Genomic DNA, 22,704 nt, shown 5'->3' on the forward strand with positions numbered 1-22,704 from the left:
TGGAGTGATCATGACACCGCATGTGATGAAACGAGATGGCTGTAAAGTGCCGTTTAAATCAGAGCGCATCAAAGAAGCCATTCTGCGTGCAGCTAAAGCAGCGGGAGTCGATGACGCAGATTACTGTGCCACCGTCGCAGAAGTCGTTAGTAGCCAGATGAATGAGCGCAGCCAGGTCGATATCAACGAGATCCAGACAGCGGTAGAAAACCAGCTGATGTCTGGTCCGTACAAACAACTCGCCCGTGCGTACATCGAATATCGCCACGACCGTGATATACAGCGTGAAAAGCGTGGCCGTCTGAACCAGGAAATTCGTGGTCTGGTTGAGCAAACCAACTCTGCTCTGCTGAATGAAAATGCCAACAAAGACAGCAAAGTGATCCCGACCCAGCGTGACCTGCTGGCTGGTATCGTCGCCAAACACTATGCGCGTCAGCACCTGCTGCCGCGTGATGTGGTCCAGGCACATGAGCGTGGTGATATTCACTATCACGACCTCGATTACTCGCCGTTCTTCCCGATGTTCAACTGCATGCTGATCGACCTCAAAGGCATGCTGACACAGGGCTTTAAGATGGGTAACGCGGAGATTGAGCCGCCAAAATCCATCTCGACCGCGACGGCCGTCACTGCACAAATCATCGCGCAGGTTGCCAGCCATATTTATGGCGGTACCACCATTAACCGTATTGACGAAGTTCTCGCGCCGTTCGTCACCGAGAGCTTTAACAAGCATCGCAAAACCGCTGAAGAGTGGCAGATCCCGGATGCCGACGGTTATGCGCATTCCCGTACCGAGAAAGAGTGCTACGACGCATTCCAGTCCCTCGAGTATGAAGTGAATACCCTGCATACCGCTAACGGCCAGACGCCGTTCGTCACCTTCGGTTTTGGCCTGGGAACCAGCTGGGAATCACGTTTGATCCAGCAATCCATTCTGCGTAACCGCATCGCGGGACTGGGTAAAAACCGTAAAACAGCCGTCTTCCCGAAACTGGTGTTCGCCATTCGTGACGGTCTGAACCACAAGTTCGGCGATCCAAACTACGACATTAAACAGCTGGCGCTGGAATGCGCAAGCAAGCGTATGTACCCGGATATCCTGAACTACGATCAGGTAGTGAAAGTCACCGGTTCGTTCAAAACCCCAATGGGCTGCCGTAGTTTCCTCGGTGTATGGGAAAACGAGAACGGCGAACAGGTTCACGACGGGCGTAACAACCTCGGCGTTATCAGCCTCAACCTGCCGCGTATCGCGCTGGAAGCGCACGGTGATGAAGCCACCTTCTGGAAACTGCTCGACGATCGCCTGGTGCTGGCGCGTAAAGCGCTGATGACCCGCATTGCGCGTCTGGAAGGTGTGAAAGCCCGCGTTGCGCCAATCCTGTATATGGAAGGCGCCTGCGGCGTGCGTCTGAAAGCGGACGATGATGTGTCTGAAATCTTTAAAAATGGTCGCGCATCCATCTCTCTGGGTTACATCGGCATTCATGAAACCATTAACGCGCTGTTTGGTGACAAACATCTGTACGACAGCGAGCAGCTTCGCGCCAAGGGTATCGCCATTGTGGAACGTCTGCGTCAGGCGGTCGACCAGTGGAAAGACGAGACCGGCTACGGCTTCAGCCTGTACAGCACACCAAGTGAAAACCTGTGCGACCGTTTCTGCCGTCTGGATACCGCCGAGTTTGGCGTGGTGCCAGGCGTGACCGATAAAGGTTACTACACCAACAGCTTCCACCTCGATGTGGAGAAAAAGGTTAACCCGTACGACAAGATCGATTTCGAAGCGCCATACCCGCCGCTGGCGAATGGAGGCTTCATTTGCTACGGCGAATACCCGAATATTCAGCACAACCTGAAAGCACTGGAAGACGTCTGGGATTACAGCTATCAGCATGTGCCGTATTACGGGACCAACACGCCAATTGATGAATGCTACGAGTGCGGCTTTACCGGTGAGTTCGAGTGCACCAGCAAAGGCTTTACCTGCCCGAAATGTGGTAATCACGACGCCGCGCGCGTGTCGGTCACCCGCCGCGTATGCGGTTATTTGGGCAGCCCGGACGCGCGTCCGTTTAACGCCGGTAAGCAGGAAGAAGTGAAGCGCCGCGTTAAGCATCTGGGTAACGGGCAGATAGGTTAATCCGCTGTTACGTTAATGCCCGGTGGCGCTGCGCTTACCGGGCCTACGGACCGCACTCTTATTGTAGGCCGGGTAAGCGCAGCGCCACCCGGCATGGTTACAAGCTATGAACTTTCACCAATACTATCCCGTCGACATCGTTAACGGCCCCGGCACCCGCTGCACGCTGTTTGTGTCCGGGTGCGTGCATGAATGTCCCGGTTGCTATAACAAAAGCACCTGGCGGCTCAATTCCGGCAAGCCATTTACCAAAGAGATGGAAGACAAGATCATTGCCGATCTGAACGATACGCGAATCAAGCGCCAGGGGATCTCGCTCTCCGGTGGCGATCCGCTACATCCGCAAAACGTGCCGGAAATCCTGCAACTGGTACAGCGCGTTCGCGCTGAGTGCCCCGGCAAAGATATCTGGGTGTGGACCGGCTACAAGCTCGATGAACTCAACGCCGCGCAAATGCAGGTGGTCGATCTCATCAACGTACTGGTCGATGGCAAATACGTGCAGGATCTTAAAGACCCGGCGCTGATCTGGCGCGGCAGCAGCAACCAGGTCGTACATCATTTGCGTTAATTTTCAGGCGGTAAACATTCTGTTATCCGCCACTCAAAAACGGCTCACACACTCCATGGCAACCGTTTTGAACTCGGCAAAATTCTGACACGCGCAGAGCCGCGTCATGGCGCGCTCGCGCAGGAAGGTGACGAAAATATCGTAAATGGCCATCGCCTCTTCGTATTCGCTTTTGCTGATGGCGAGCAGGAAGATCACGTGCGCGGTTTCATCGCCCCAGGCAATACCCTGCGGGGCGAGGATGGTGTAGACCACCGTTTTCTTTGCCAGCAGACCGAGGGCGTGCGGCAGCGCGATGCCATCACCCAGCATAGTGCTGACGATGGCCTCACGTTCAACCACCGAATCAAGAAACTCCGCGTCGACAAAGCCTTCATCCTGCAACTGATGGCATAACGTTTTGAACAGCGTCTGCTGATCCATGGTGCCGTCGATCACGCGAAAGTGGGCAGCATCGAAAAACTTGTTCAGCATCCACGGGCGGGTTCTGTCCACCAGCACCAGTTTGCCAATTTGCTCGAGTTGATAATCGGTCGGAAACGGCGCAATCATCGCTACGGGCTTATCTTTTTCACCGATCCGCGCGGTAGAGATAACAAAATCTTCGCTAATGCTTTCCCGCTGTTCGTAGTCGCGCAACGTGACGGTATCGACGATTTCAATCTGCGGATACTTACGCGCCAGCACCGCTTCAATCATCCGCGCCATCGCATTTCCAGCATCGCATACCAGCAGAACTTTCGGCTGTCTCTGGTAACCAATGTTGTAACTACGTTCCAGCCCCACGCCAATATGCAGGACCAGAAAGCCAATCTCATTTTCACTGATGGTATACGGCGTATATTTCCCCCATCCCGAGACGGCGGCCAGCGTCATATCCCATGCCATCGGGTAATGCTGTTTAATATTTTCCAGCAACGGATTAGGGATCATTATCTGGTAACGCACGCGGGTGATCATCGTCTTAATATGCGTCAGCAGATCGGCATGTAACTGTTTGTCATTCAACAGGTTGTAGTTGTATTGAGTATTGATAAAACGCAGGATGTAATTAACCAGCGCTTCGTCATCATCCGCATTGATGGCGCTGGGGGCGATCTCTTGAACCTGACGGGCGGCGATGTGCACCTGTAGCCAATTCTCTTCGAAAACAGAAAGCGGTTTGTCTGCCAGCCGGTGCAGGACCGCCGCAATCTCACGCGCGGCCAGGCACACCGCCTGTTCAGTTTCTTCAGCGGCAAACTCCGGCAATGGATACCCTTCACTAATCCGCCGGATAGCCACCGCACAGTACAAGCGTAAAAACAGCTCGCCCTCGTCGGTCAAACGAATATGAAAACGGGCAAAAATATCCTGTAAAACGGGCTGTAGCTGCTCAGGGATCCCGGCATTCAGCGCCTCCTGCATCACTAACGGGTGCTGCGGATCCTGCTGTGCCAGCGTCCACAACAGATCGGTCAAACAGGCGCGGATCGCCATCTCGCTGCCGAATAGCTTCATGCCGTGACGGGGACGCGTTTCCAGCGTCAGACGATAACGTTGCAGGTGTTCACGGACTTCGGCCATATCGTTTTGCAGCGTCGCGCGGCTGATAAACCATTCATCAGCTAAATCTTCAAGCTTTAGCGAAAAGGCCGACGTCAGAAAACGGACCACCAGCCAGTGTACCCGCTCCTGGCTGGTTCGCGGGATGCGCAGCAACGTTTCAGGCTGCTGCGTTTGCAGAGAGTGATAACTTGCCGGGTCGTCAATTTTGAGCTGATAACCGCTGCCCCGGCTGAGGACAAACTGCGCGCCGTACTGATTAAGCAGCGCGTTTAGCGCAGTGATATCCGCCCGTACGGTGCGTGTAGAAACCGACAACCGCTGCGCCAGCTCATCCTGTGGAAGCGCTTCGTTTTGCAACATATCAAACAGCTGTGCTAAACGTTGGTTGGGGAATCGCACGTCAGTCTCCTCATCTGTCAGTTAGCCTATGCAAGCCCGGGTCATCGCCATCAGTTGGCGCACGTCGTCCGGGCGGGTGTTACCACTCACCTTATCAATAATCGAACTATAGATGTGAGGAATGATTTTGCTCACTCCGGCATCCAGGGCGATCTGCAGGATTTCAGTAAAATTATCCAGATCGATACCCCCGGTAGGCTCCAGCCAGAAGTCATGCCGGGCACAGGCCTGCGCGACGGCGATGTACTCGTCACGGCATTTCAGGCCGCCCATCGGGAAGTATTTAATCGAGCTACCGCCCATATCTTTGAGCAGCGCAATCGCGGTTTCTACCGGCACAATGCCGTCCGGCGTCTGGCTGCTCAGCGGACCGGTGGAGATTTTCACCATCCCCGGCGTACCCGTTGGCGAGACCAGACCGTTGACTACCGTCTCCTGCTGGCCCAACAGCGCCCGACTGGTCGCCACGCCGGTAAAGACCTGATTAACATGCTGCGGCTGTACCTGACGGGAGATCTCACTGACCATCGCCGACTGATTTGGATCGCCCGCCCCCAACCCCACTGAAAGCGCATTGTCGATAAGCGCTGCGTATTCACGCATATCCGCGACCGCGCTTGCGACATCCGGGTAATTTTTTGACAACACGCCGACCAGCACGTGTCCTTCCGCCGCCGCGTAAATATCCCGCGCATTTTCTTTGGAGCCTGCCAGCACGTTCAGGCAGACGCGGTCACGATAAAAGTTAGGGGTCAGTTTCATGCGTTTTTCTCCTGCGAAATCACTTCACCAATTCGACGGGCCACAATTTCCAGCTGCGCGCGATCCACGCTGCGCACATCGGCTTCGATAATGCCTTCGTTGGCTTTGTACCCACGGAAGTAAATCGCGTACTCGCCGTGTTTCAGGGCTTCAACCAGTTCGCCCGTGGCGATACCGGTTACCGCTTCGTCAAACTTAATTTCCGTACGGGCGATGTCGCGCCCTGCGCTGTCCCACACCACGCGGGCGCTCACGCCGTGCAGCTGGTTCAACGCATCAATGAACGGCGTCATTTTCTCGACCATCTCCGCGCCGCTCTCTTTCTGCGCGTTCAGATACAGTTCGATAGCGCAGGTCAGGCCAAGAATCCCCTCTTTGCCCACCTTCATCGCCCGGCCGATCCCCGCCGTCTGGCGTTTCACCCACTCAACATACTGGGTTTTGCCAATCACCAGTCCACTGGTTGGCCCTTCAATCGCCTTTGCGCCGCTATAAATCACCAGGTCCGCACCAAGGCGGTAGTAGCACTGCAAATCTTCTTCCGCCGCGGCGTCCACAATCAGCGGCAGGTTATGCGTGCGCGCCACCACCGCAGCCTGCTCCACGCTGAGCATGCTTTTCTGTACGCAGTGATGAGATTTGATATACAGAATCGCCGCCGTGCGCGGTGTAATGGCTGCCGCCAGCTGTGCCGCGGAACATTCATTGGCATAGCCCGCTTCCACCAGCTTGCCGCCGCCGAGCGCCACCATAGTGCCTACCGGTGCGCCAAAGTTGACGTTGTGGCCTCTGGGCAGCACGATTTCGTTGTTCTCGATGGGCGTAACGTGCAGATTTTCCAGCAGCCAGTCGCTGTCTTTCACCAGCACCGCAGCCACCGACTGGGCGATTCCAGCCGATGCGCAGGAGACGACGGTCGCCCCTTCCACTTCCAGCAATTTCGCGATGTAGTCGCCGGTTTTATTGACCAGATCTTTCATTTCGAAGTACTGATTCATCCCCGCCATCGCCGCTTCAACCACTTCTGGTCGCGGCGTGGAAACGCCGAGCGCCGTCATGCGGCCTGATGTGTTAATCACCTGTTTTAAATTGTATTTCTCAAAAATCGAAGGCATGTTCCGCGCTCCCTTGTTCGGTCATATAGCCCTTGCCCGCACGTATTGCGGCAAGCGGCACCAGCATTTGTTCAGCCTGCAGGCTGTCGTTTTCAGCATCTACCAGCACGGTTGGCTGGCGCTTAAGCGTAAAGAGGGTTAAATCAGCATCCAGACCAGGCTGCAGTCGCCCCTTCTGTTTCAGGCGCAGGCCGTCGGCAGCATTGGCGGTCACGCACTCAATGACCTGCGGAAGCGACATCCCCATGGCGAGAAATTTCGACATCACATTCGCCAGGGAATACACCGGACCGCTGATACGGTTGCGGCAATAAATATCGGAGCTGATGGTGTGCGGCAAAATACCAAGATCGATAGCGCGTTTTGCCACCGCAAAGCTCAGGCTGGCCGTACCGTGACCCACGTCCAGACGCACGCCGCGTTGCAGCGCACGCGTGACAGATGCGCGCAGCTCGCCCTGCGGCGTCAGAATACGGTTTGGTTTACCGTTGTAGCAGTGGGTAATAATATCGCCTGCGCTCAGGCGCTCGGCGATCTCATCGAGATTCGGCGGGTTGTTGCCAATGTGCACCATCAGCGGCAGGTCGCCGTTCTCTTTTTGCATCGCTTTGGCACGATCCAGCGGCGTGATGCCGTTTTCACCTACCACGCTGCTGCTCATGCGTGCCTTCAGGCCGACAATAAAATCAGGGTGGCGTTTCACCGCCTGGCGCACCGCATCGGCGTCAATGTTGGCCATGTTGGCCAGCTCATTCTGGGCGATAAGCCCAACGCGGGAGATGTTCAGCAGCGCATACACTTCCGTCGCCGCTTCCCGGGTCAGGGTGTAAAACTCGTCGATATCATCCGCCCCGGTACTGCCCGCATCCACGACCGTGGTGACGCCAGTCGCAATACCGACGCTGTCCGGCTGGTCGTGATAAATCGGGGATTTCGGGTAGCAATGAACGTGGGAGTCAATCCAGCCTGCGCTGACGTAGCACTCGCCGCCCAGCTCAATGGTTTTCAGCGCCGGGCCATCAACGTCGCCCAACGCCGCGATCTTGCCGTCTTTCAGCGCAATATCGCTCACCGTATCGTCAACGAGGCGCGCACGGCGCAGGAGTAAATCAAACATCGCTCTCTCCTATGCCGGATGGCGGCGTAACCGCCTTATCCGGCCTGCAAATCAACAGTTAGCTAATGGCAATCGGGAAGATGGAACCCAGGATCATTGCCCCAAGGATCGCCCCGCCGGTAATCGGTTTTTGCCACAGATAAAACAGCAGCGCACCCACCAGAGAACCAATTCCGATAGGAATAGAAGCCGTCATCGCGCTGAGGATAATCAATGGCCCGAGGAAGCGGCCGGAGGCGTTACCGGCCCCCATCATGACGTCCGCACCGTAGGTTGAGTCGCTCTGGTTGATGGTGAACTTACGCGCCAGAATGATGATGTAGCCAATCGCCAGACCAATCACCAGACCGGTGACCAGCGAGGCGGCGAAGTTGGCGACCGGGAAGATAATGCCCGCGCCCAGCAGCAGCGCCGGAACACCTAACCCGACCCCGGTCTGAATCGCGCCGCCGATATCCAGAATCCCCACCAGCGAACCTTCAATGATGCGGGCAAACAGGAAGCTTGCGCCAAATGCCGCCACCGCGCCGTAAGAGCCGGTGTCCATTCCCGCCTTTAGCATCGCCACAAAAGCGACTTCGTTAAATGCGCCGATACCGTACAGGTAGTACATGTGCGTTCCGGCAAAGACGCCAGAGGAGAGCAGGCCAACGAAGATCGGGAACGACCAGTCGGCAAACCAAAAACCTTTATTCTGTTCCATGATGGCCTCCGTTATTTGCCGCTGAGCGAGTTGTGGATCAGTTCCAACCAGTTCGGCACGGTCAGATGGAAGGACTCGATCATCTTCATGTCGAAACCGCGGAAGAAGCCGCTCAGGACAAACAGTGCGACGATAGCTACCATCATCACTTTCGTGACGTGGTTCCAGCCGCTTTCTTCAACACCTTTGCCGATCAGAATGCCGAGCACCAGCCCCGGAACGGCGTTGCCCATGATCAGTTGCGCCGCGCCGCCAAAAACGGTGGCCCAGAAGCCGGATTTCTTACCGGCATCGATCGCCGCCAGCCAGAAGATCACCGGCATCACGGTATTAACCAGCAGGTTAGCCGCAGGCACCAGCACCTTGACGGCGGTAACCTGCAGCGCTTCCGGTACGGATGACGCGGTGAGGTTCAGGAAGGTCACGACAATCATCCCGATAACGCCACAGGCAATCGCCATGCGCTTGGGATCGTGCAGCGTTTCACCGACGTTGCGGTTTTTAACCATCAGCGCGGCGGCACCCCAGTTGGGAATGATGCGATGGTCGACATCCTGCGTGAACGCCCCCGCCGCAACGGAAGAAGCCCAGGCGTTAAAGAAGAAGCCCAGGCCGAACGAGAAGTGAGAAGCCGGATCCCCTTCGCAGGAATTCAGTTCTCCCAGAGTACGAAACGCGCCCATCCCTTGAGTGGTAGGCGCATGAAACATGCGTGCAGCCCCAGCGCCGACACCGACGCCAACCAGGCCACCAATGATGAGCGATTTTATTAATATTATCAGGAACATATTTATGCCTTTTAATAAAGAATCAGCGTTGCGTAACGAAATCCACCTTGTCGAGATTGATGGCAGTCACGTTGACGGTCACATCCAGCTCCACGCTGAAGGTGCGTCTTTCCCGGCGCAGAAAGAGGAATAAAAACGCCTCTTTACGCACCGTTTCACGCGCTTGAACAACCTGCACATCCTGTGGCTCAATACGCAGTAAGATATGCGGCGACGCTTTCATCACCGCAGCCTGAACGTGGTTCAGGGCATCGGCAAAGGCGCGCGCTTTGGCCTCGCCCTTGCCAGTGACTCTCACCGTGGTGGTGAATTGCTCTTTCATACTTAAGCGCCGTGTTTCTTTTGCCAGGCCTGCACCAGGCGCTCGCCGAGCTCTTCTTTGTCCATAAAACCGAATCCCAGCACGTTGCAACCTTCGTTGATGGCCGTTACGCCTTCATCAACCGAGCGCATACCATATTTCGCCTTGTAGCCGTATTTGGTCTGTGCGGTAATCGCCCCTGCCCCGCCACTGCCGCAAAACGAGATACCAAAGGTGGCGTTTTCCGCTTTCATTACGTCACCCAGCTTCATGTCAGCCGCCACGCCCGGTACCACAACCGCACGGCCACCCGCTTTCTCAACGCCTGCCGCCACTTTCTGGCCTTTACCCAGACGATCGCCAATCACTACGGTAATCTGTTCCATCTTTTGCTCCTTAAAGGTTGTCTTTCGCGACTTCGAAGTGCACCGACAGCAGCCAGGCTTCTTCCTCGGGAAGATTGCCAAACTCGGCGACCACGTCGCGGGCAAGCGCCATTGATTCGGCAGAAATTTCATCAAATAAGCTGGCATCGACTTCTGGTAAGGGTTCACCCGTTATCGAGCGGTGCGCCATGGCGCGAACATGCGACGTCAGCATCTGTTCCTGTACGGCGTTGGGAATAATGTGGCGTTCACGCAGCAAGGCATATACCTGCGCCAGCATGCGGTCGGCCAGTTCCACCGATTCCCCCATGTCATTCATTACAGCTCCGTTATTCACTCGTCTTACCCCACTAATGGCTCTGAGGGTAAATTAGCGGTGGGGGTTAAAAGTTTGTAGCGAGTTGTTTTCCACTTCGAAGTGGAAAGGGGGTCAGCGATAGTGATCTGTGCCGCAAAACGGGTCGGGTTCACGATTTATCACTGGAAGAATGTGATTGAGATCGCAAGAGTGAGCCGCAAATTGGAAGGAAGTGCGAACAATGAATGGACGATAAAAATGAAAAAATGTGATGGGTATAGCGTTTACTTATGGGGTGTTGTGGCACAGCGTCTTATCCGGCCCACGGTTATGCAGGCCGGATAGCGTAGATTAGCGGAACTTCTTGTGGTTTTCGTTGCGCGTGGTTTTCAGGTCTTCCGCAACGGCTTTCGCCTCTTTGACTTTACCTTCGTTCGCCAGCTTAAGCGCGCCATCAATCTGGCCGATCAGCGTGTCAAAACCGTGGCGGAAATCTTTCATCTCCGGGCTGTCCGGGGATTTGCTTTCCAGCTTCGGCGGTGTGGCCTTTTGAGCGTCCAGCGCGGCTGCGCGCATTTTGGTTAACGCATCTTTCAGTTCAGTCGCATTATCCGTTTTTTCGACGATCTTCAGGTTGTCGTTGAGGATCCCCATGTCGTCTTCAAGATCGGCTGCAAACGCAGAAGAACCAAGAACCAGCGTTGAAGCCGCGACGATCGCTAACAGGTGTTTACGCATTGCTCACTTCCTTTTTTATTATTAAAAATTAACGCCTTAACGAGTATCACTGCCCGGCGATTTTCATCTCCGGTAACAATACCGAACCACATTGGATATTACTGCGCGTTTCAATATCGTTCCCCACGGTCACAATATTGCGCCACATCTCTTTTAAGTTCCCGGCGATGGTAATTTCACTCACCGGATACTGAATTTCGCCGTTTTCGACCCAGAAACCCGCCGCGCCGCGTGAGTAATCGCCGGTAATGCCGCTTACGCCCTGGCCCATCAGCTCGGTAACCACAAGGCCTGTGCCCATCTCCTTGAGCAACTGCTCGAAGCTTAGACCCTGTCCCGGAATTCGCCAGTTGTGGATCCCGCCCGCATGCCCGGTGCTCTTCAGCCCCAGCTTACGTGCGGAATAGTTGGTCAACAGCCATTGAGTCAGCACGCCGTCTTTAATGATGTCACGGCGTTCGGTCCGTACGCCTTCGCTGTCGAACGGCGACGACGCCAGCCCTTTCAGCAGGTGCGGATGCTCTTCAATGGTCAGCCATTCCGGCAGAATTTGTTTGCCCAGTGAATCCAGCAGGAAGGTAGATTTGCGGTACACCGAACCGCCGGCAATCGCGCCGACCAGGTGTCCGAACAGTCCGGTCGCCACTTCGTTGGCGAAAATCACCGGCGCTTTCATGGTGGACAGCTTACGCGGCGACAAACGAGATAAGGTGCGGCGAGCACAGTCAGCCCCCACCCACTCCGGCGTTTGCAGATCGCCCATCGCCCGGCCAATGGTGTAGGCGTAATCGCGTTCCATATCGCCATTTTCTTCCGCGATCACACAGCTGGAAAGGGAATGACGCGTGGAGCAGTAGCCCTGCAGCATGCCGTGGCTGTTACCAAACACTTTGATGCCATAGTGGCTGTTAAAGCTGCCACCTTCGGTATTGGTGATACGCTTATCAGCCTGCAGCGCCGCCTGTTCAGCACGAGCAGCCAGTTCGATGGCTTCATCAGGGGAAACTTCCGCCGGGTGGAACAGGTCCAGATCGGGCGCCTCAAAGGCCAGCAAGTCTTTATCTGCCACACCTGCGCACGGATCCGGCGAAGTGTAACGTGCAATGTCCAGCGCAGCCTGCACGGTGCGTGCAATTGCCTGCGGGCTTAAATCGGTGGACGATGCGCTGCCCTTACGGTTCTGGTGATAAACCGTAATCCCCAGTGCACCATCGCTATTGAATTCGACGTTCTCCACTTCACCATAACGGGTGCTGACGCTAATACCCGTGGTCTTGCTTACAGCGACTTCCGCGCCATCCGACTTACCTGACGCTAATTCCAGTGCCGTCGAGACTGCTTCTTCCAGAATCTTACGCTGCGCTTCAACTTGTGAGATTACTTTCATCGCAAATGCCATAATGTAGAGAGAGTTTCTCTGAAGTCTAACAGAGAACCGTTTTTCAGTGCGCATCTTAACTGGTAACATTAGCCTCTTTTTTTAAGGAGCCTGACATGACTAAGCAGCCCGAAGACTGGCTCGACGACGTTCCCGGTGATGACATCGAAGACGAAGACGATGAAATTATCTGGGTCAGTAAAAGTGAAATAAAACGTGACGCCGAGGAGTTAAAACACCTGGGTGTGGAACTGGTAAAACTGGGGAAAAACGCGCTGGATAAAATCCCGCTCGATGCGGATTTACGTGCCGCGATTGAGCTGGCCCAGCGTATTAAGATGGAAGGTCGCCGCCGCCAGCTGCAGCTGATTGGCAAAATGTTGCGCCAGCGCGATGTTGATCCTATCCGTCAGGCGCTGGACAAGCTGAAAAACCGTCACAACCAACAGGTCGTTGTCTTCCATAAGCTGGAGCAACTGCGTGACCGTATGGTTGACGGTAGCGATGAAGCCATCGAAGAAGTGATGAACCTGTGGCCTGACGCCGACCGTCAGCAACTGCGTTCGCTGGTGCGTAACGCCAGGAAAGAAAAAGCGGGCAACAAGCCGCCAAAATCTTCCCGCCAGATCTTCCAGTATCTGCGTGAACTGGCGGAAAACGAAGCGTAATTCGTCGGCTATGACTCTTATAAGGGTAATAAATTACCCTTATAAGACATTTATATTATAAATATAATATTTAATATTATTCCTTCCAGCTATTTTTATAGTACTCAAATATTGTTGCAGTCAGCACCTGAAAGTGATTGAATCTGAATTCTGAACGGAAGCGCTTCGGATAATATTCATATTCACAAGGATTATAAAATGGAGAAAGAATCAATTAATGCAAAATGGCGAGAGCGTTTTGACTTTCTGAGCACGCATGGATTGCCAGGAACACCATCTTATACAAAAATTTATAGAACAATGAAGTTTGGACAGAGGATAAGTATAGGAGCCAACTTATATGCCTTTTTCTTCGGCTTTGTCTACTTCTGCATCCTGGGCTTATGGAAAAAGGGACTGGTATTATTTTTGGGCGTAGCGGCCATACAGGCCGTACTGATCGCAATAGAAACTGCGGCAGATATTGATATGAATGCCTTTTCCAAAGTCATAAATATTGGATACGCCTTTGTATGCGCTCATTTAGTCAATACCGCCTACTACCTGCGCACAGTGAAAGGTGTTGACAGTTGGAACCCGTTCCAGGGGTTAACCCGAAAAAGCGCAGAAGCGTTGTCAAACCTGCCATCACGTCAGTATTAATCTCACAGGGAGCATATTTGGCTCCCTGCTATTATTAAAAAGCAAATAATAATGTGGTAGATACGTACATTGCAGCTGATAAGCAGGTGATAATGAAAGCACAAAACGCCTTTAAACGATAATTCGACGATATCATTCCGGCAATACTCATCGAAAAACCAATAACAAAAAAGAGTATTCCAGCCATGACGAAAAATATCGCTATACAATCACCATCATCAATACCTGCGGTTATGAGATACAAGAAAAAGCAAATTGCAAGAATTAACCCAATGAAACTTACCCATAGAGAAACCGTTACCATTTCTCTGTTGCCATCACATGAAGAGGCTATGCTCGCTGTCATATTAAGGAACACCGATCCTTGTGTTGAATATTAAAATAACATTTTCAATATGCAGCAAAATTATATTTATTGCAATAACCTATCAGAACAGGAAAAAGAAATCTGACGACATTAACTTTCTTTTTATTTAGAGAAACAAAGTTTAGCGAAATGAGCTTGCCGGATGGCGGTGCAAACACCTTATCCGGCCTACAATCCGTGAATTCGTTGTAGGCCCGGTAAGCGTAGCGCCACCGGGCATTTTTTTACTCTTGCTCTTGCGCTTCCGCCTGAGCTTTCTTCGCCAGACCATCCAGCAGTTTTTGATGAATACCACCAAATCCGCCGTTACTCATCACCAGAATGTGATCGCCTGGCTGCGCGGTTTTCACCACCATATCTGCCAGGGCATCCACATCGCCACTCCAGTGCGCCGGCTGAACGCAGGCTTCAGCGACTTCTGCTACCTGCCACGGAATATGCGGGGGTTGCAGCAGGAACACTTCGTCCGCACGGCCTAACGACGGCGCCAGATCATCTTTGCACAGTCCCATTTTCATGGTGTTAGAGCGAGGCTCCAGCACCGCAATAATGCGTGCCGTACCGCCAACTTTCCCGCGCAGCGCCGCAAGCGTTGCCAGAATCGCGGTTGGATGATGGGCAAAATCGTCATACACCGTCACGCCGTGCGCTTCACCACGCAGTTCAAGACGACGACGGGCGTTAATGAACGAGCCTAGCGCATTGGCTGCATCCGCAGGCACGACGCCCACGTGACGGGCTGCCGCAATCGCCATCAGGCCATTGTGCATGTTGTGTTCGCCGACCAGACCCCACTTAACTTCACCCACTTTTTCACCGTCCAGCCACACTTCCCACTCGGAAGCATCGGTAGTGAGCTTTTTCGCCTGCCAGTGACCCTGCTCGCCCACCAGCTCCTGTTCGCTCCAGCAGCCCATCGCCATCGTCTGTTTCAGATTGATGTCGTTTTCCGGGTAGATGATGCGTCCCTGGCCCGGCACGATACGCACCAGATGGTGGAACTGTTTCTGGATCGCTTTCAGATCGTCAAAGATATCTGCGTGATCGAACTCAAGGTTATTGAGGATCAGGGTACGCGGGCAGTAATGCACGAATTTAGAACGCTTATCGAAGAACGCGCAGTCGTACTCATCCGCTTCAATCACGAAGAAGTTGCTTTCGCCCAGACGCGCAGAAACCTCGAAGTTACCCGGTACGCCGCCGATCACAAAGCCAGGCTTATAGCCGCAGGCTTCGAGGATCCAGGTTGCCATTCCAGCCGTAGTCGTTTTGCCGTGCGTCCCCGCCACCGCCAGTACCCAGCGGTCGCGCAACACAAAGTCATGCAGCCATTGCGGGCCAGACATGTATGGAATGTTCTTCTCCAGCACCGCTTCCACGCAGGGGTTACCACGGGTCATCGCATTACCGATGATCACCAGGTCCGGCTGTGGATCGAGCTGGCTGGCATCGTAACCCTGAATCAGATCAATGCCTTGCTTCTCAAGTAAGGTGCTCATCGGCGGATACACATTGGCGTCCGAACCGGTTACTTCATGACCGAGCGAGCGTGCCAGCATCGCCAGACCGCCCATGAAAGTGCCACAAATTCCCAAAATATGAATGCGCATACGTCACTATCCTTTTTTAATCTGGGGGCCATTTTACGCACATGTCTGGCAACTGAGAAACGCATTTCAGGATATTCCGTAGTTTGCTGGCGCGATTCACCTGAGCGCGATAGCTGAAATATTTGTTAATATTGTTGCGGTCGCTTTACTCCACATAAATTGCAGGGAAAGTGTTATGAAAACGTTAGGTGAATTTATTGTCGAAAAGCAGCACGAGTTTTCTCATGCTACCGGTGAACTCACTGCTTTGTTGTCGGCAATAAAGCTGGGCGCCAAGATCATCCACCGCGATATCAATAAGGCCGGTCTGGTCGATATCCTGGGTGCCAGCGGTGCAGAGAACGTGCAGGGAGAGGTGCAACAAAAACTCGATCTGTTCGCAAACGAAAAACTGAAAGCTGCACTGAAGGCACGCGACATCGTGGCGGGAATTGCCTCAGAAGAAGAAGATGAAATTGTCGTCTTTGAAGGCTGTGAACACGCAAAATACGTTGTGCTAATGGATCCGCTGGATGGCTCATCCAACATCGATGTTAACGTCTCTGTCGGTACGATTTTCTCTATTTATCGCCGCGTAACCCCCGTCGGCACGCCGGTCACGGAAGAGGATTTCCTGCAGCCGGGCAACAAGCAAGTTGCTGCGGGCTACGTGGTTTATGGTTCTTCCACCATGCTGGTGTACACCACCGGCTGTGGCGTGCACGCCTTCACCTACGATCCTTCTCTGGGCGTATTCTGCCTCAGCCAGGAACGTATGCGCTTCCCGGCGAAAGGTAGCACGTACTCCATTAACGAAGGCAACTACATTAAATTCCCGAATGGCGTGAAGAAATACATTAAATTCTGTCAGGAAGAAGATAAGTCAACCCAGCGCCCGTACACTTCGCGCTACATTGGCTCTCTGGTTGCCGATTTCCATCGCAATCTGCTGAAAGGCGGGATCTATCTGTACCCAAGCACCGCCAGCCACCCGCAAGGGAAACTGCGTCTGCTGTACGAATGCAACCCAATGGCCCTGCTGGCTGAGCAAGCCGGCGGCAAGGCGAGCGACGGTAAAAATCGTATTCTGGATATCATCCCGGAAAGCCTGCACCAACGCCGCTCCTTCTTCGTGGGTAACGACCATATGGTTGACGATGTAGAGCGCTTTATCCGCGAGTTCCCGGACGCATAAGCGCAACATCCGGCCTACAGCACGTTGCAGGCCGGATAAGCGAAGTACCATCCGGCACAATGCTGTGATATTGCCGGATGGCGGCTTCGCCTTATCAGGCCTACGTTCGGTTAGGCTGTCTGTAGCTTAAATACGGCCATGGCTTCGATTAGCGCTGAAGACTGCTCTTCCAGCGAGCGGGTAGCCGCTGAAGACTGCTGTACCAGCGCCGCATTTTGCTGCGCCGTTTCATCCATCTGAATCACCGCAATATTCACCTGCTCAATGCCGCGACTCTGTTCCTGGGACGCACTGGCAATTTCACGCATCAGTTTGGTCATACGCATGACCTCGGTCGCAATCTCATCCATGGTTTCACCCGCCTGCTGCGCCAGCTCACTACCTTCCCCTACGTGGGTATGCGAATCGCTGATCAATGTACGGATCTCTTTTGCCGCCTCGGCGCTGCGGCTGGCCAGATTACGTACTTCACCTGCAACAACCGCAAAACCCCGCCCCTGCTCACCGGCGCGCGCCGCTTCAACGGAGGCGTTAAGCGCAAGGATGTTGGTCTGGAAAGCAATGCCGTCGATTACGCTGAGGATGTCGGCGATTCGGCTGGAACTGCCGGAAATATCGCGCATTTTCTCGATCACATAACACACCATTTCGCTACCGCGATCGGCGGTATCCGATACCGATTTTGCCAACTGATGCGCCTGCTCCGCGTTCTGCGCATTCTGTTTCACGGTCGCCGTGAGTTCTTCCATGCTGGCGGCGGTCTGTTCCAGCGACGTGGCGGTGGATTCTGTACGTTGTGCCAGATGCTGGTTCCCGGCCGTCAGTTCACGACTGCCAATATCAATTTGCGAGCTGGCATCGCGCACGCGTTGTACTGAGTCGCCCAGCGCATGGCGCATGTTATCCATTGCCGCGTTCAGGCGGTTGAATTCGGCGCTGGCCGATAACGCGCTAACAGGCGACAAATCCCCCGTCGCCAGACGTTCCAGTTGCTCCACTATGCTATCCAGCGGTTTAAGAAACTTATTTCGCAGCATAAACCAAATGACCGCCAGCAACACAATGGCAGCCAACATGGCAGCACTCATAATACCGTGATAAACCAAAGAGTTAATAACGCGGGTAGCGGCATAAAGCCCCATGCCGCCGGTCAGCAACAGAAGAAACGTCAGCAGAGACAATAACACCAACAAACTTGATCGAATTGAAAGGGATTTTGGCATCGTTATATTTCCGGTTGTAGGGTTAAAACAGACCTGTACAGAACCTATCGACTACAACCGGAAAAAGTTTAGGTATTTAAATGTTTTGTGCAAAATCATGATGTTACTTTGGTGTTGCCGCCGTACCCACTCGGGTTACCGGCGAGCTCTGACGATTTTCCCAAAGCACCGTGAGACCGCGTTGTAACGCTATAAAAATAAACAATAAAATGCCAATCGCGATCTTCGTCCACCAGGAACTTAATGTGCCATCAAAATTAATGTAGGTCTGGATCAGCCCTTGGATCGCCACGCCAAATAGCGTACCCAACACCGTTCCCACGCCGCCGCTTAGCAGCGTTCCGCCAATCACCACTGAGGCAATCGCATCCAGCTCAACGCCAACGCCCGCCAGCGCATAACCCGCCTGGGTGTAAATGGAAAACACAATGCCGGCCAGCGTAGCAAGCCCGGTAGACAGCATATAGATACGAATGGTCGTGCTACGGGTTGAGATGCCCATCAGGTTGGCCGACGTGGCGTTGCCGCCAATGGCGTAAACCTGATTACCAAAGCGCGTACGGTGCGCAAGGAAGATGCCAATCACCACCACGCCCAGCATTAACAACCCCATCGCGCTCAGGCGACCGCCGCCAGGAATTTTCCATGCCAGGCTTGAGAGCGTGTCATAGATCGGATGGTTAATTGGGATCGACTCTTCAGAGACCAGATAGCTGACGCCGCGCAGGAAGAACATTCCCGCCAGTGTAATAATGAATGCCGGGATCTTCAGCGCATCAATCAGTAGCCCCATAAACGCGCCAAACGCGCAGCCCATTGCCAGAATCAAAGGAAACGCCAGCAGTGGCGAAATCCCCCAGTAACCAATCGCCTTTGCTAAAAATACCCCCGTAAAGGCAATCACCGACCCGACGGAAAGATCAATCCCCCCGGAGAGAATGACGAAAGTCATGCCCACGGCAATAATCCCTAAAAAAGCGTTATCGGTCAGGATATTGCAAATCACCCGGGTGGAAGCAAAAGCCGGGAATTGCGTCAGGCAGTAAAGGTAGCCCAGCACAAACACGCCGAGGGTGATCATCAGCGGTAAATTACGTTTTATCATGACCGCGCACTCCTTTTATCAGGCTGATAAAGCGTTGTGACTGCACGACCAGCACGCACAACACCACGATGGCTTTGACCACCTGATTCAGTTCCGGCTGGAAGCCCGACAGCAAAATCCCGGTGTTCATCCCCTGAATGATCAACGCGCCAATTACCGATAGCAGCAGGTTAAAGCGCCCGCCCATCAGCGAGCCACCGCCAATAACCACCGCCAGGATGGCATCCAGCTCCAGCCATAATCCGGCGTTATTGGCATCTGCCCCACGAATATCCGCCGTGACGATAATACCGGCGATAGCCGCACACAGGCCGCTCAGCACATAAGTGAGCATCACAATGATGCGGGTATTCACCCCGGCGTTTTTCGCCGCACGAATGTTAATGCCCACCGCTTCAATGAACATGCCCAGCGCCGTTTTACGCGTTAGCAGCCAAAAGGCGACCAGCGTCAGCAGCGCGATAATCACCGGCGTGGGAAACAGTAACAGCGAGCCGCTGCCAAACCACGACAGCTCGGGCGAGTTGAAAGTGACGATCTGCCCGGAAGTGATAAGCTGCGCCACTCCACGCCCGGCCACCATCAGGATAAGTGTCGCAACAAACGGCTGAATCTTGAGGATTGCCACCAGAATCCCGTTCCACAACCCGGCCAGAATGCCGGAGCCTAAGGCAGCAAGCAGCACCACCGGCAGACTGTGCCCGGCCACCGTCATCGCCGCGGTGGTCGCTCCTGCAATAGCCATCACCGCGCCAACGGAAAGATCGATGCCGCCAGTGGCAATCACCAGCGTCATACCAATCGCCAGCAGCGCCACGGGAGCGGCACGGTTGAGAATATCAATCGGGCTGCCGAACAGGCGACCATCCTGCAAAATCACCTGGTAGAAGTGCGGGGCCACCAGGCTGTCGACCAGCAGCACCAGCAGTAGCGCCACCAGTTGCGGCATACCTTTTGGCCAACGGAACCGTCGTTTCGCGGTGTTGGATTGAGGGAGAGATTGAGGCATCACCATAGTCTCCTTAGGCCGCAATGGCATTCATGATCGCCGGTACGGACAGTTCAGCCAGTGGGATCTCGGCTACCTGTTTGCGATCGCGCATAATAATGACCCGATCGGCATAACCCACTAACTCTTCCAGTTCGGATGAAATCACCAGCAGCGCCAGACCATCCGCGCACAGCGTTTCGATCAGGCGGATGATCTCCGCATGCGCGCCGACGTCGATCCCGCGCGTGGGCTCATCGAGGATCAGGAACTGCGGTTTGGTCAGCAACCAGCGCGAGAGCAATACTTTTTGCTGATTGCCGCCGGAGAGAAACTCGATCGGCTGTTCAGCGTTGGGGGTGCGAATTCCGAGCTGGCGGATAAAACGCTCGGCAATCTCGTTTTGTTCTTTCCGTGGGATAGGCCGCAGCCAGCCACGCTGCGCCTGCAGGGCCAGAATGATATTTTCCCGTACCGAAGCCGCGGCGATGATGCCATCCGTTTTGCGATCCTCCGGACAGAAGCCGATCCCCAGACACGAAGCCTGATGCGGCGATCGCAAGGTCTGCGGTTTGCCTTTGATCAGCGCACTGCCGCTGTCGGCGGGTTTAATGCCGAAGATCACCTCGGCCGTTTCCGTTCGCCCGGATCCCAGCAGTCCGGCGAGACCGACGATCTCGCCGGGACGCACCTGTAGATCAAACGGCGCGATGGTGCCTTTCTTGCCAAAGCCGCTAAAGGCCGCCACCGGCTTATCGCTCAGCAATGTGCGGCCCGCACGCTGTAGCGCATGGGTATCCAGTTCGCGACCCAGCATCATTTTGACCAGTTCAATTTGCGGTAATTCCCGGGTTTCACGGCAGCCAACGAAGCCGCCGTTACGCAGGACGGTGATGCGATCGCTGACCTGATAAACCTGATCGAGAAAATGGGTGACGAAGATCAGGCTGACACCGCGATCGCGCAGATGACGCATCAGGCCGAACAGCATTTCAACTTCCTGGGTATCGAGGCTGGCGGTGGGTTCGTCGAGGATCAGCACTTTCGCGGAGAGATCTATTGCCCGACAGATGGCAACTATCTGCTGCATCGCCACGGAAAAGCGGTTCAGCGGCTCGCGGACGTCGAGGGAAAAACCGTATGACGCCATCAGCTCCGTCGCGCGTTTTTCCATCTGCTTACGCTGTAGCAGACCAAAACGCCGCGGCTCACGGCCAATAAACAGGTTATCGGCAACCGACATATTGGGCAGCAGGTTCACTTCCTGGTACACGGTGCCAATCCCCAGTTGCTGGGCATGGGCGGTGTTTTTGGGGGAGATCGGTTGGCCTTCGAGCCAGATAGTGCCGCGATCTGCATGGTAAACGCCGGTCAGCGCTTTGATGAGCGTCGATTTGCCGGCTCCGTTTTCCCCCAGCAGCGCCATAATCTCGCCCCGACGCAGACTGAAATCCACGTTATCCAGTGCTTTGACGCCGGGAAAAAATTTACTTAATCCTTCGGTGCGGAGGATCTCCTGATGTTGGTCGGTGGTCATGGTATTCCTCCGGAACGAAATCACGGCGTTTCGTAGGCCTGATAAGCGCAGCGCCATCAGGCAATAAATGCCGGATGGCGGCGTAACGCCTTATCCGGCCTACGGAAGACCGACAGCAAAACTAGTAGCCCATGTTTTTCTTCTTCTCTAACTCTTCTTTCGCCGTATCCGGCAGATAGAGGATCGACTTGGTAATGGTCAGCTTCTCAGGCATCGTGCCGTCTTTCTTGAATTTCTCCAGCGCATCGAATGCCGGCCCTGCCATATTTGGCGTCAGTTCGACGCTGGCGTTGGCTTCGCCATCAATCATCGCTTTATAGATATCCGGTACGCCGTCGATTGAACCGGTCAGAATATCTTTGCCCGGCTTCAGACCCGCTTCTTTGATCGCCTGGATAGCCCCGATCACCATGTCATCGTTGTGAGCGTAAACCATGCAGATGTTCTTGCCGTTGTTTTCAGCTTTGATAAAGCTCTCCATCACTTCTTTGCCTTTGCTGCGGGTGAAGTCCCCGGACTGAGAGCGAATAATTTTGATGTTTGGCGCGCTGGCGATGGCTTCGGCAAAACCTTTTTTACGGTCAATCGCCACGCTGGCCCCGACGGTCCCTTGCAGCTCAACGACGTTACACGGTTTGCCGTTCACCTCTTTAATCAGCCAGTCGCCGATTAATTTACCTTCCAGCACGTTATTGGCGGTAACGGTGGTCATATAGAGAGATTTGTCTTTTACATCGATGGAACGATCGAGCAAAAAGACCGGAATGTTGGCATCTTTCGCTTCTTTTAACACCGGCTCCCAACCCGTTGCCACGACCGGCGCAATGAAGATGGCATCTACGCCCTGCGCAACAAATGAGCGTACGGCTTTAATCTGGTTTTCCTGTTTTTGCTGGCCGTCAGCGATTTTCAGCGTAATACCTCGCTTTTCGGCCTCGCTTTTCGCCACATTGGTTTCCGCCGCGCGCCAGCCGGATTCAGAGCCAACCTGCGAAAATCCTACGGTTAAAGGGGCTGCCAATGCCATAGACGACATGGCTGTCGAAACTGCTGTGACTAAAAGTAAGCGCTTCCACATAAGTGCGTCCTCGTAGGGGGATTATTGTTGGTTAATAAACAGTCGCGAAAAAACTATAG

Annotated in this window: 22 protein-coding genes; 5 read left to right on the forward strand and 17 right to left on the reverse strand. The window is 54.2% G+C overall.

The genetic code is table 11. The annotated features are described in order from the left end of the window. The first annotated feature begins 10 nt into the window (after window positions 1-10). Together nrdD and nrdG are read left to right on the forward strand one after the other, a co-directional pair. Window positions 11-2,149 (forward strand): anaerobic ribonucleoside-triphosphate reductase, encoded by a 2,139-nt coding sequence (gene nrdD, locus G8S19_RS19660; RefSeq protein WP_253685774.1) that lies wholly within the window; start codon window positions 11-13, stop codon window positions 2,147-2,149. A gap of 106 nt (window positions 2,150-2,255) precedes the next feature. Continuing rightward, on the forward strand, window positions 2,256-2,720 hold the full coding sequence (gene nrdG / locus G8S19_RS19665; RefSeq protein ID WP_032937736.1) for an anaerobic ribonucleoside-triphosphate reductase-activating protein: 465 nt from the start codon (window positions 2,256-2,258) through the stop codon (window positions 2,718-2,720). A 33-nt stretch (window positions 2,721-2,753) separates the two neighbouring features. On the opposite strand, the gene G8S19_RS19670 is transcribed toward nrdG, so the two are convergent. The 11 genes from G8S19_RS19670 to pmbA form a co-directional block, all read right to left on the reverse strand. Further along, window positions 2,754-4,667 (reverse strand): BglG family transcription antiterminator, encoded by a 1,914-nt coding sequence (locus G8S19_RS19670; RefSeq protein WP_253685776.1) that lies wholly within the window; start codon window positions 4,665-4,667, stop codon window positions 2,754-2,756. Between the two features lie 21 nt (window positions 4,668-4,688). Then, entirely contained in the window at window positions 4,689-5,429 is a 741-nt protein-coding gene (locus G8S19_RS19675; protein ID WP_048212847.1) for a KDGP aldolase family protein, read from the reverse strand. Next, complete coding sequence (locus G8S19_RS19680) at window positions 5,426-6,544, reverse strand: DgaE family pyridoxal phosphate-dependent ammonia lyase (RefSeq protein ID WP_101743297.1); 1,119 nt, start codon at window positions 6,542-6,544, stop codon at window positions 5,426-5,428. The genes G8S19_RS19675 and G8S19_RS19680 overlap by 4 nt, the downstream gene beginning before the upstream one ends. After that, entirely contained in the window at window positions 6,528-7,661 is a 1,134-nt protein-coding gene (locus G8S19_RS19685; RefSeq protein WP_116361060.1) for an amidohydrolase/deacetylase family metallohydrolase, read from the reverse strand. Before G8S19_RS19685 ends, G8S19_RS19680 begins: the two co-directional genes overlap by 17 nt. Window positions 7,662-7,719: 58 nt before the next feature. Beyond that, complete coding sequence (locus tag G8S19_RS19690) at window positions 7,720-8,364, reverse strand: DUF4310 family protein (protein ID WP_137380110.1); 645 nt, start codon at window positions 8,362-8,364, stop codon at window positions 7,720-7,722. A gap of 11 nt (window positions 8,365-8,375) precedes the next feature. Then, window positions 8,376-9,152, reverse strand: a complete 777-nt coding sequence (locus tag G8S19_RS19695; protein ID WP_005134210.1) for a DUF4311 domain-containing protein — start codon at window positions 9,150-9,152, stop codon at window positions 8,376-8,378. A 22-nt stretch (window positions 9,153-9,174) separates the two neighbouring features. Continuing rightward, on the reverse strand, window positions 9,175-9,474 hold the full coding sequence (locus tag G8S19_RS19700; protein WP_038636649.1) for a DUF4312 family protein: 300 nt from the start codon (window positions 9,472-9,474) through the stop codon (window positions 9,175-9,177). Window positions 9,475-9,476: 2 nt separating this feature from the next. Beyond that, on the reverse strand, window positions 9,477-9,839 hold the full coding sequence (locus tag G8S19_RS19705; RefSeq protein ID WP_003830384.1) for an SFCGS family glycine-rich protein: 363 nt from the start codon (window positions 9,837-9,839) through the stop codon (window positions 9,477-9,479). A gap of 10 nt (window positions 9,840-9,849) precedes the next feature. Continuing rightward, window positions 9,850-10,158 carry a glycine dehydrogenase gene (locus G8S19_RS19710; protein WP_048212850.1) on the reverse strand — a complete coding sequence of 103 codons (309 nt, stop codon included), beginning with the start codon at window positions 10,156-10,158 and terminating at the stop codon, window positions 9,850-9,852. A gap of 330 nt (window positions 10,159-10,488) precedes the next feature. Beyond that, complete coding sequence (cybC, locus tag G8S19_RS19715; RefSeq protein WP_121585390.1) at window positions 10,489-10,875, reverse strand: cytochrome b562; 387 nt, start codon at window positions 10,873-10,875, stop codon at window positions 10,489-10,491. Window positions 10,876-10,921: 46 nt separating this feature from the next. Then, window positions 10,922-12,274, reverse strand: coding sequence for a metalloprotease PmbA (gene pmbA / locus G8S19_RS19720; protein WP_048212852.1), 1,353 nt, complete (start codon window positions 12,272-12,274; stop codon window positions 10,922-10,924). A gap of 95 nt (window positions 12,275-12,369) precedes the next feature. Between pmbA and yjgA the strand changes: the two genes are divergently transcribed. Both yjgA and G8S19_RS19730 read left to right on the forward strand, forming a co-directional pair. Then, window positions 12,370-12,921, forward strand: coding sequence for a ribosome biogenesis factor YjgA (yjgA, locus tag G8S19_RS19725; RefSeq protein WP_008786039.1), 552 nt, complete (start codon window positions 12,370-12,372; stop codon window positions 12,919-12,921). A 198-nt stretch (window positions 12,922-13,119) separates the two neighbouring features. Continuing rightward, window positions 13,120-13,563 carry a DUF2628 domain-containing protein gene (locus G8S19_RS19730; protein WP_116361059.1) on the forward strand — a complete coding sequence of 148 codons (444 nt, stop codon included), beginning with the start codon at window positions 13,120-13,122 and terminating at the stop codon, window positions 13,561-13,563. 591 nt (window positions 13,564-14,154) lie between these two features. Here the strand turns inward: G8S19_RS19730 and mpl are convergent. Next, the gene (gene mpl / locus G8S19_RS19735) at window positions 14,155-15,540 is read right to left on the reverse strand and encodes a UDP-N-acetylmuramate:L-alanyl-gamma-D-glutamyl-meso-diaminopimelate ligase (protein ID WP_116361058.1); all 1,386 of its coding nucleotides are present in this window, start codon (window positions 15,538-15,540) and stop codon (window positions 14,155-14,157) included. A gap of 175 nt (window positions 15,541-15,715) precedes the next feature. Between mpl and fbp the strand changes: the two genes are divergently transcribed. Then, on the forward strand, window positions 15,716-16,714 hold the full coding sequence (fbp, locus tag G8S19_RS19740) for a class 1 fructose-bisphosphatase (protein WP_048212854.1): 999 nt from the start codon (window positions 15,716-15,718) through the stop codon (window positions 16,712-16,714). A 110-nt stretch (window positions 16,715-16,824) separates the two neighbouring features. Here the strand turns inward: fbp and G8S19_RS19745 are convergent, their stop codons facing one another. The 5 genes from G8S19_RS19745 to ytfQ all read right to left on the reverse strand — a co-directional run bounded on the left by G8S19_RS19745 (window position 16,825) and on the right by ytfQ (window position 22,645). Beyond that, complete coding sequence (locus tag G8S19_RS19745; RefSeq protein ID WP_082759565.1) at window positions 16,825-17,937, reverse strand: methyl-accepting chemotaxis protein; 1,113 nt, start codon at window positions 17,935-17,937, stop codon at window positions 16,825-16,827. A gap of 103 nt (window positions 17,938-18,040) precedes the next feature. Beyond that, entirely contained in the window at window positions 18,041-19,042 is a 1,002-nt protein-coding gene (gene yjfF / locus G8S19_RS19750) for a galactofuranose ABC transporter, permease protein YjfF (RefSeq protein WP_101742929.1), read from the reverse strand. After that, window positions 19,029-20,051: a galactofuranose ABC transporter, ATP-binding protein YtfT gene (gene ytfT / locus G8S19_RS19755; RefSeq protein WP_061068792.1), complete on the reverse strand. Its 1,023-nt coding sequence runs from the start codon at window positions 20,049-20,051 to the stop codon at window positions 19,029-19,031. Before ytfT ends, yjfF begins: the two co-directional genes overlap by 14 nt. Before the next feature lie 13 nt (window positions 20,052-20,064). Continuing rightward, window positions 20,065-21,567: a galactofuranose ABC transporter, ATP-binding protein YtfR gene (gene ytfR, locus G8S19_RS19760; RefSeq protein ID WP_048212855.1), complete on the reverse strand. Its 1,503-nt coding sequence runs from the start codon at window positions 21,565-21,567 to the stop codon at window positions 20,065-20,067. Window positions 21,568-21,688: 121 nt separating this feature from the next. Continuing rightward, window positions 21,689-22,645 (reverse strand): galactofuranose ABC transporter substrate-binding protein YtfQ, encoded by a 957-nt coding sequence (gene ytfQ, locus G8S19_RS19765; protein ID WP_048212856.1) that lies wholly within the window; start codon window positions 22,643-22,645, stop codon window positions 21,689-21,691. Window positions 22,646-22,704 lie beyond the last annotated feature (59 nt).

Source organism: Citrobacter sp. SX206, assembly GCF_024181025.1.
GTDB lineage: Bacteria > Pseudomonadota > Gammaproteobacteria > Enterobacterales > Enterobacteriaceae > Citrobacter > Citrobacter youngae.

Bases quoted from the DNA above. Each gene is read 5' to 3' on its own strand.
- G8S19_RS19705 (WP_003830384.1), bottom strand. From the start codon at position 9,839: ATGGAACAGATTACCGTAGTGATTGGCGATCGTCTGGGTAAAGGCCAG.
- G8S19_RS19730 (WP_116361059.1), top strand. From the start codon at position 13,120: ATGGAGAAAGAATCAATTAATGCAAAATGGCGAGAGCGTTTTGACTTT.
- yjfF (WP_101742929.1), bottom strand. From the start codon at position 19,042: ATGATAAAACGTAATTTACCGCTGATGATCACCCTCGGCGTGTTTGTG.
- G8S19_RS19690 (WP_137380110.1), bottom strand. From the start codon at position 8,364: ATGGAACAGAATAAAGGTTTTTGGTTTGCCGACTGGTCGTTCCCGATC.
- G8S19_RS19685 (WP_116361060.1), bottom strand. From the start codon at position 7,661: ATGTTTGATTTACTCCTGCGCCGTGCGCGCCTCGTTGACGATACGGTG.
- nrdG (WP_032937736.1), top strand. From the start codon at position 2,256: ATGAACTTTCACCAATACTATCCCGTCGACATCGTTAACGGCCCCGGC.
- cybC (WP_121585390.1), bottom strand. From the start codon at position 10,875: ATGCGTAAACACCTGTTAGCGATCGTCGCGGCTTCAACGCTGGTTCTT.
- yjgA (WP_008786039.1), top strand. From the start codon at position 12,370: ATGACTAAGCAGCCCGAAGACTGGCTCGACGACGTTCCCGGTGATGAC.
- pmbA (WP_048212852.1), bottom strand. From the start codon at position 12,274: ATGGCATTTGCGATGAAAGTAATCTCACAAGTTGAAGCGCAGCGTAAG.
- mpl (WP_116361058.1), bottom strand. From the start codon at position 15,540: ATGCGCATTCATATTTTGGGAATTTGTGGCACTTTCATGGGCGGTCTG.
- G8S19_RS19700 (WP_038636649.1), bottom strand. From the start codon at position 9,474: ATGAAAGAGCAATTCACCACCACGGTGAGAGTCACTGGCAAGGGCGAG.
- nrdD (WP_253685774.1), top strand. From the start codon at position 11: ATGACACCGCATGTGATGAAACGAGATGGCTGTAAAGTGCCGTTTAAA.
- G8S19_RS19710 (WP_048212850.1), bottom strand. From the start codon at position 10,158: ATGAATGACATGGGGGAATCGGTGGAACTGGCCGACCGCATGCTGGCG.
- ytfT (WP_061068792.1), bottom strand. From the start codon at position 20,051: ATGCCTCAATCTCTCCCTCAATCCAACACCGCGAAACGACGGTTCCGT.
- G8S19_RS19695 (WP_005134210.1), bottom strand. From the start codon at position 9,152: ATGTTCCTGATAATATTAATAAAATCGCTCATCATTGGTGGCCTGGTT.
- G8S19_RS19675 (WP_048212847.1), bottom strand. From the start codon at position 5,429: ATGAAACTGACCCCTAACTTTTATCGTGACCGCGTCTGCCTGAACGTG.
- G8S19_RS19745 (WP_082759565.1), bottom strand. From the start codon at position 17,937: ATGCCAAAATCCCTTTCAATTCGATCAAGTTTGTTGGTGTTATTGTCT.
- ytfR (WP_048212855.1), bottom strand. From the start codon at position 21,567: ATGACCACCGACCAACATCAGGAGATCCTCCGCACCGAAGGATTAAGT.
- ytfQ (WP_048212856.1), bottom strand. From the start codon at position 22,645: ATGTGGAAGCGCTTACTTTTAGTCACAGCAGTTTCGACAGCCATGTCG.
- fbp (WP_048212854.1), top strand. From the start codon at position 15,716: ATGAAAACGTTAGGTGAATTTATTGTCGAAAAGCAGCACGAGTTTTCT.
- G8S19_RS19680 (WP_101743297.1), bottom strand. From the start codon at position 6,544: ATGCCTTCGATTTTTGAGAAATACAATTTAAAACAGGTGATTAACACA.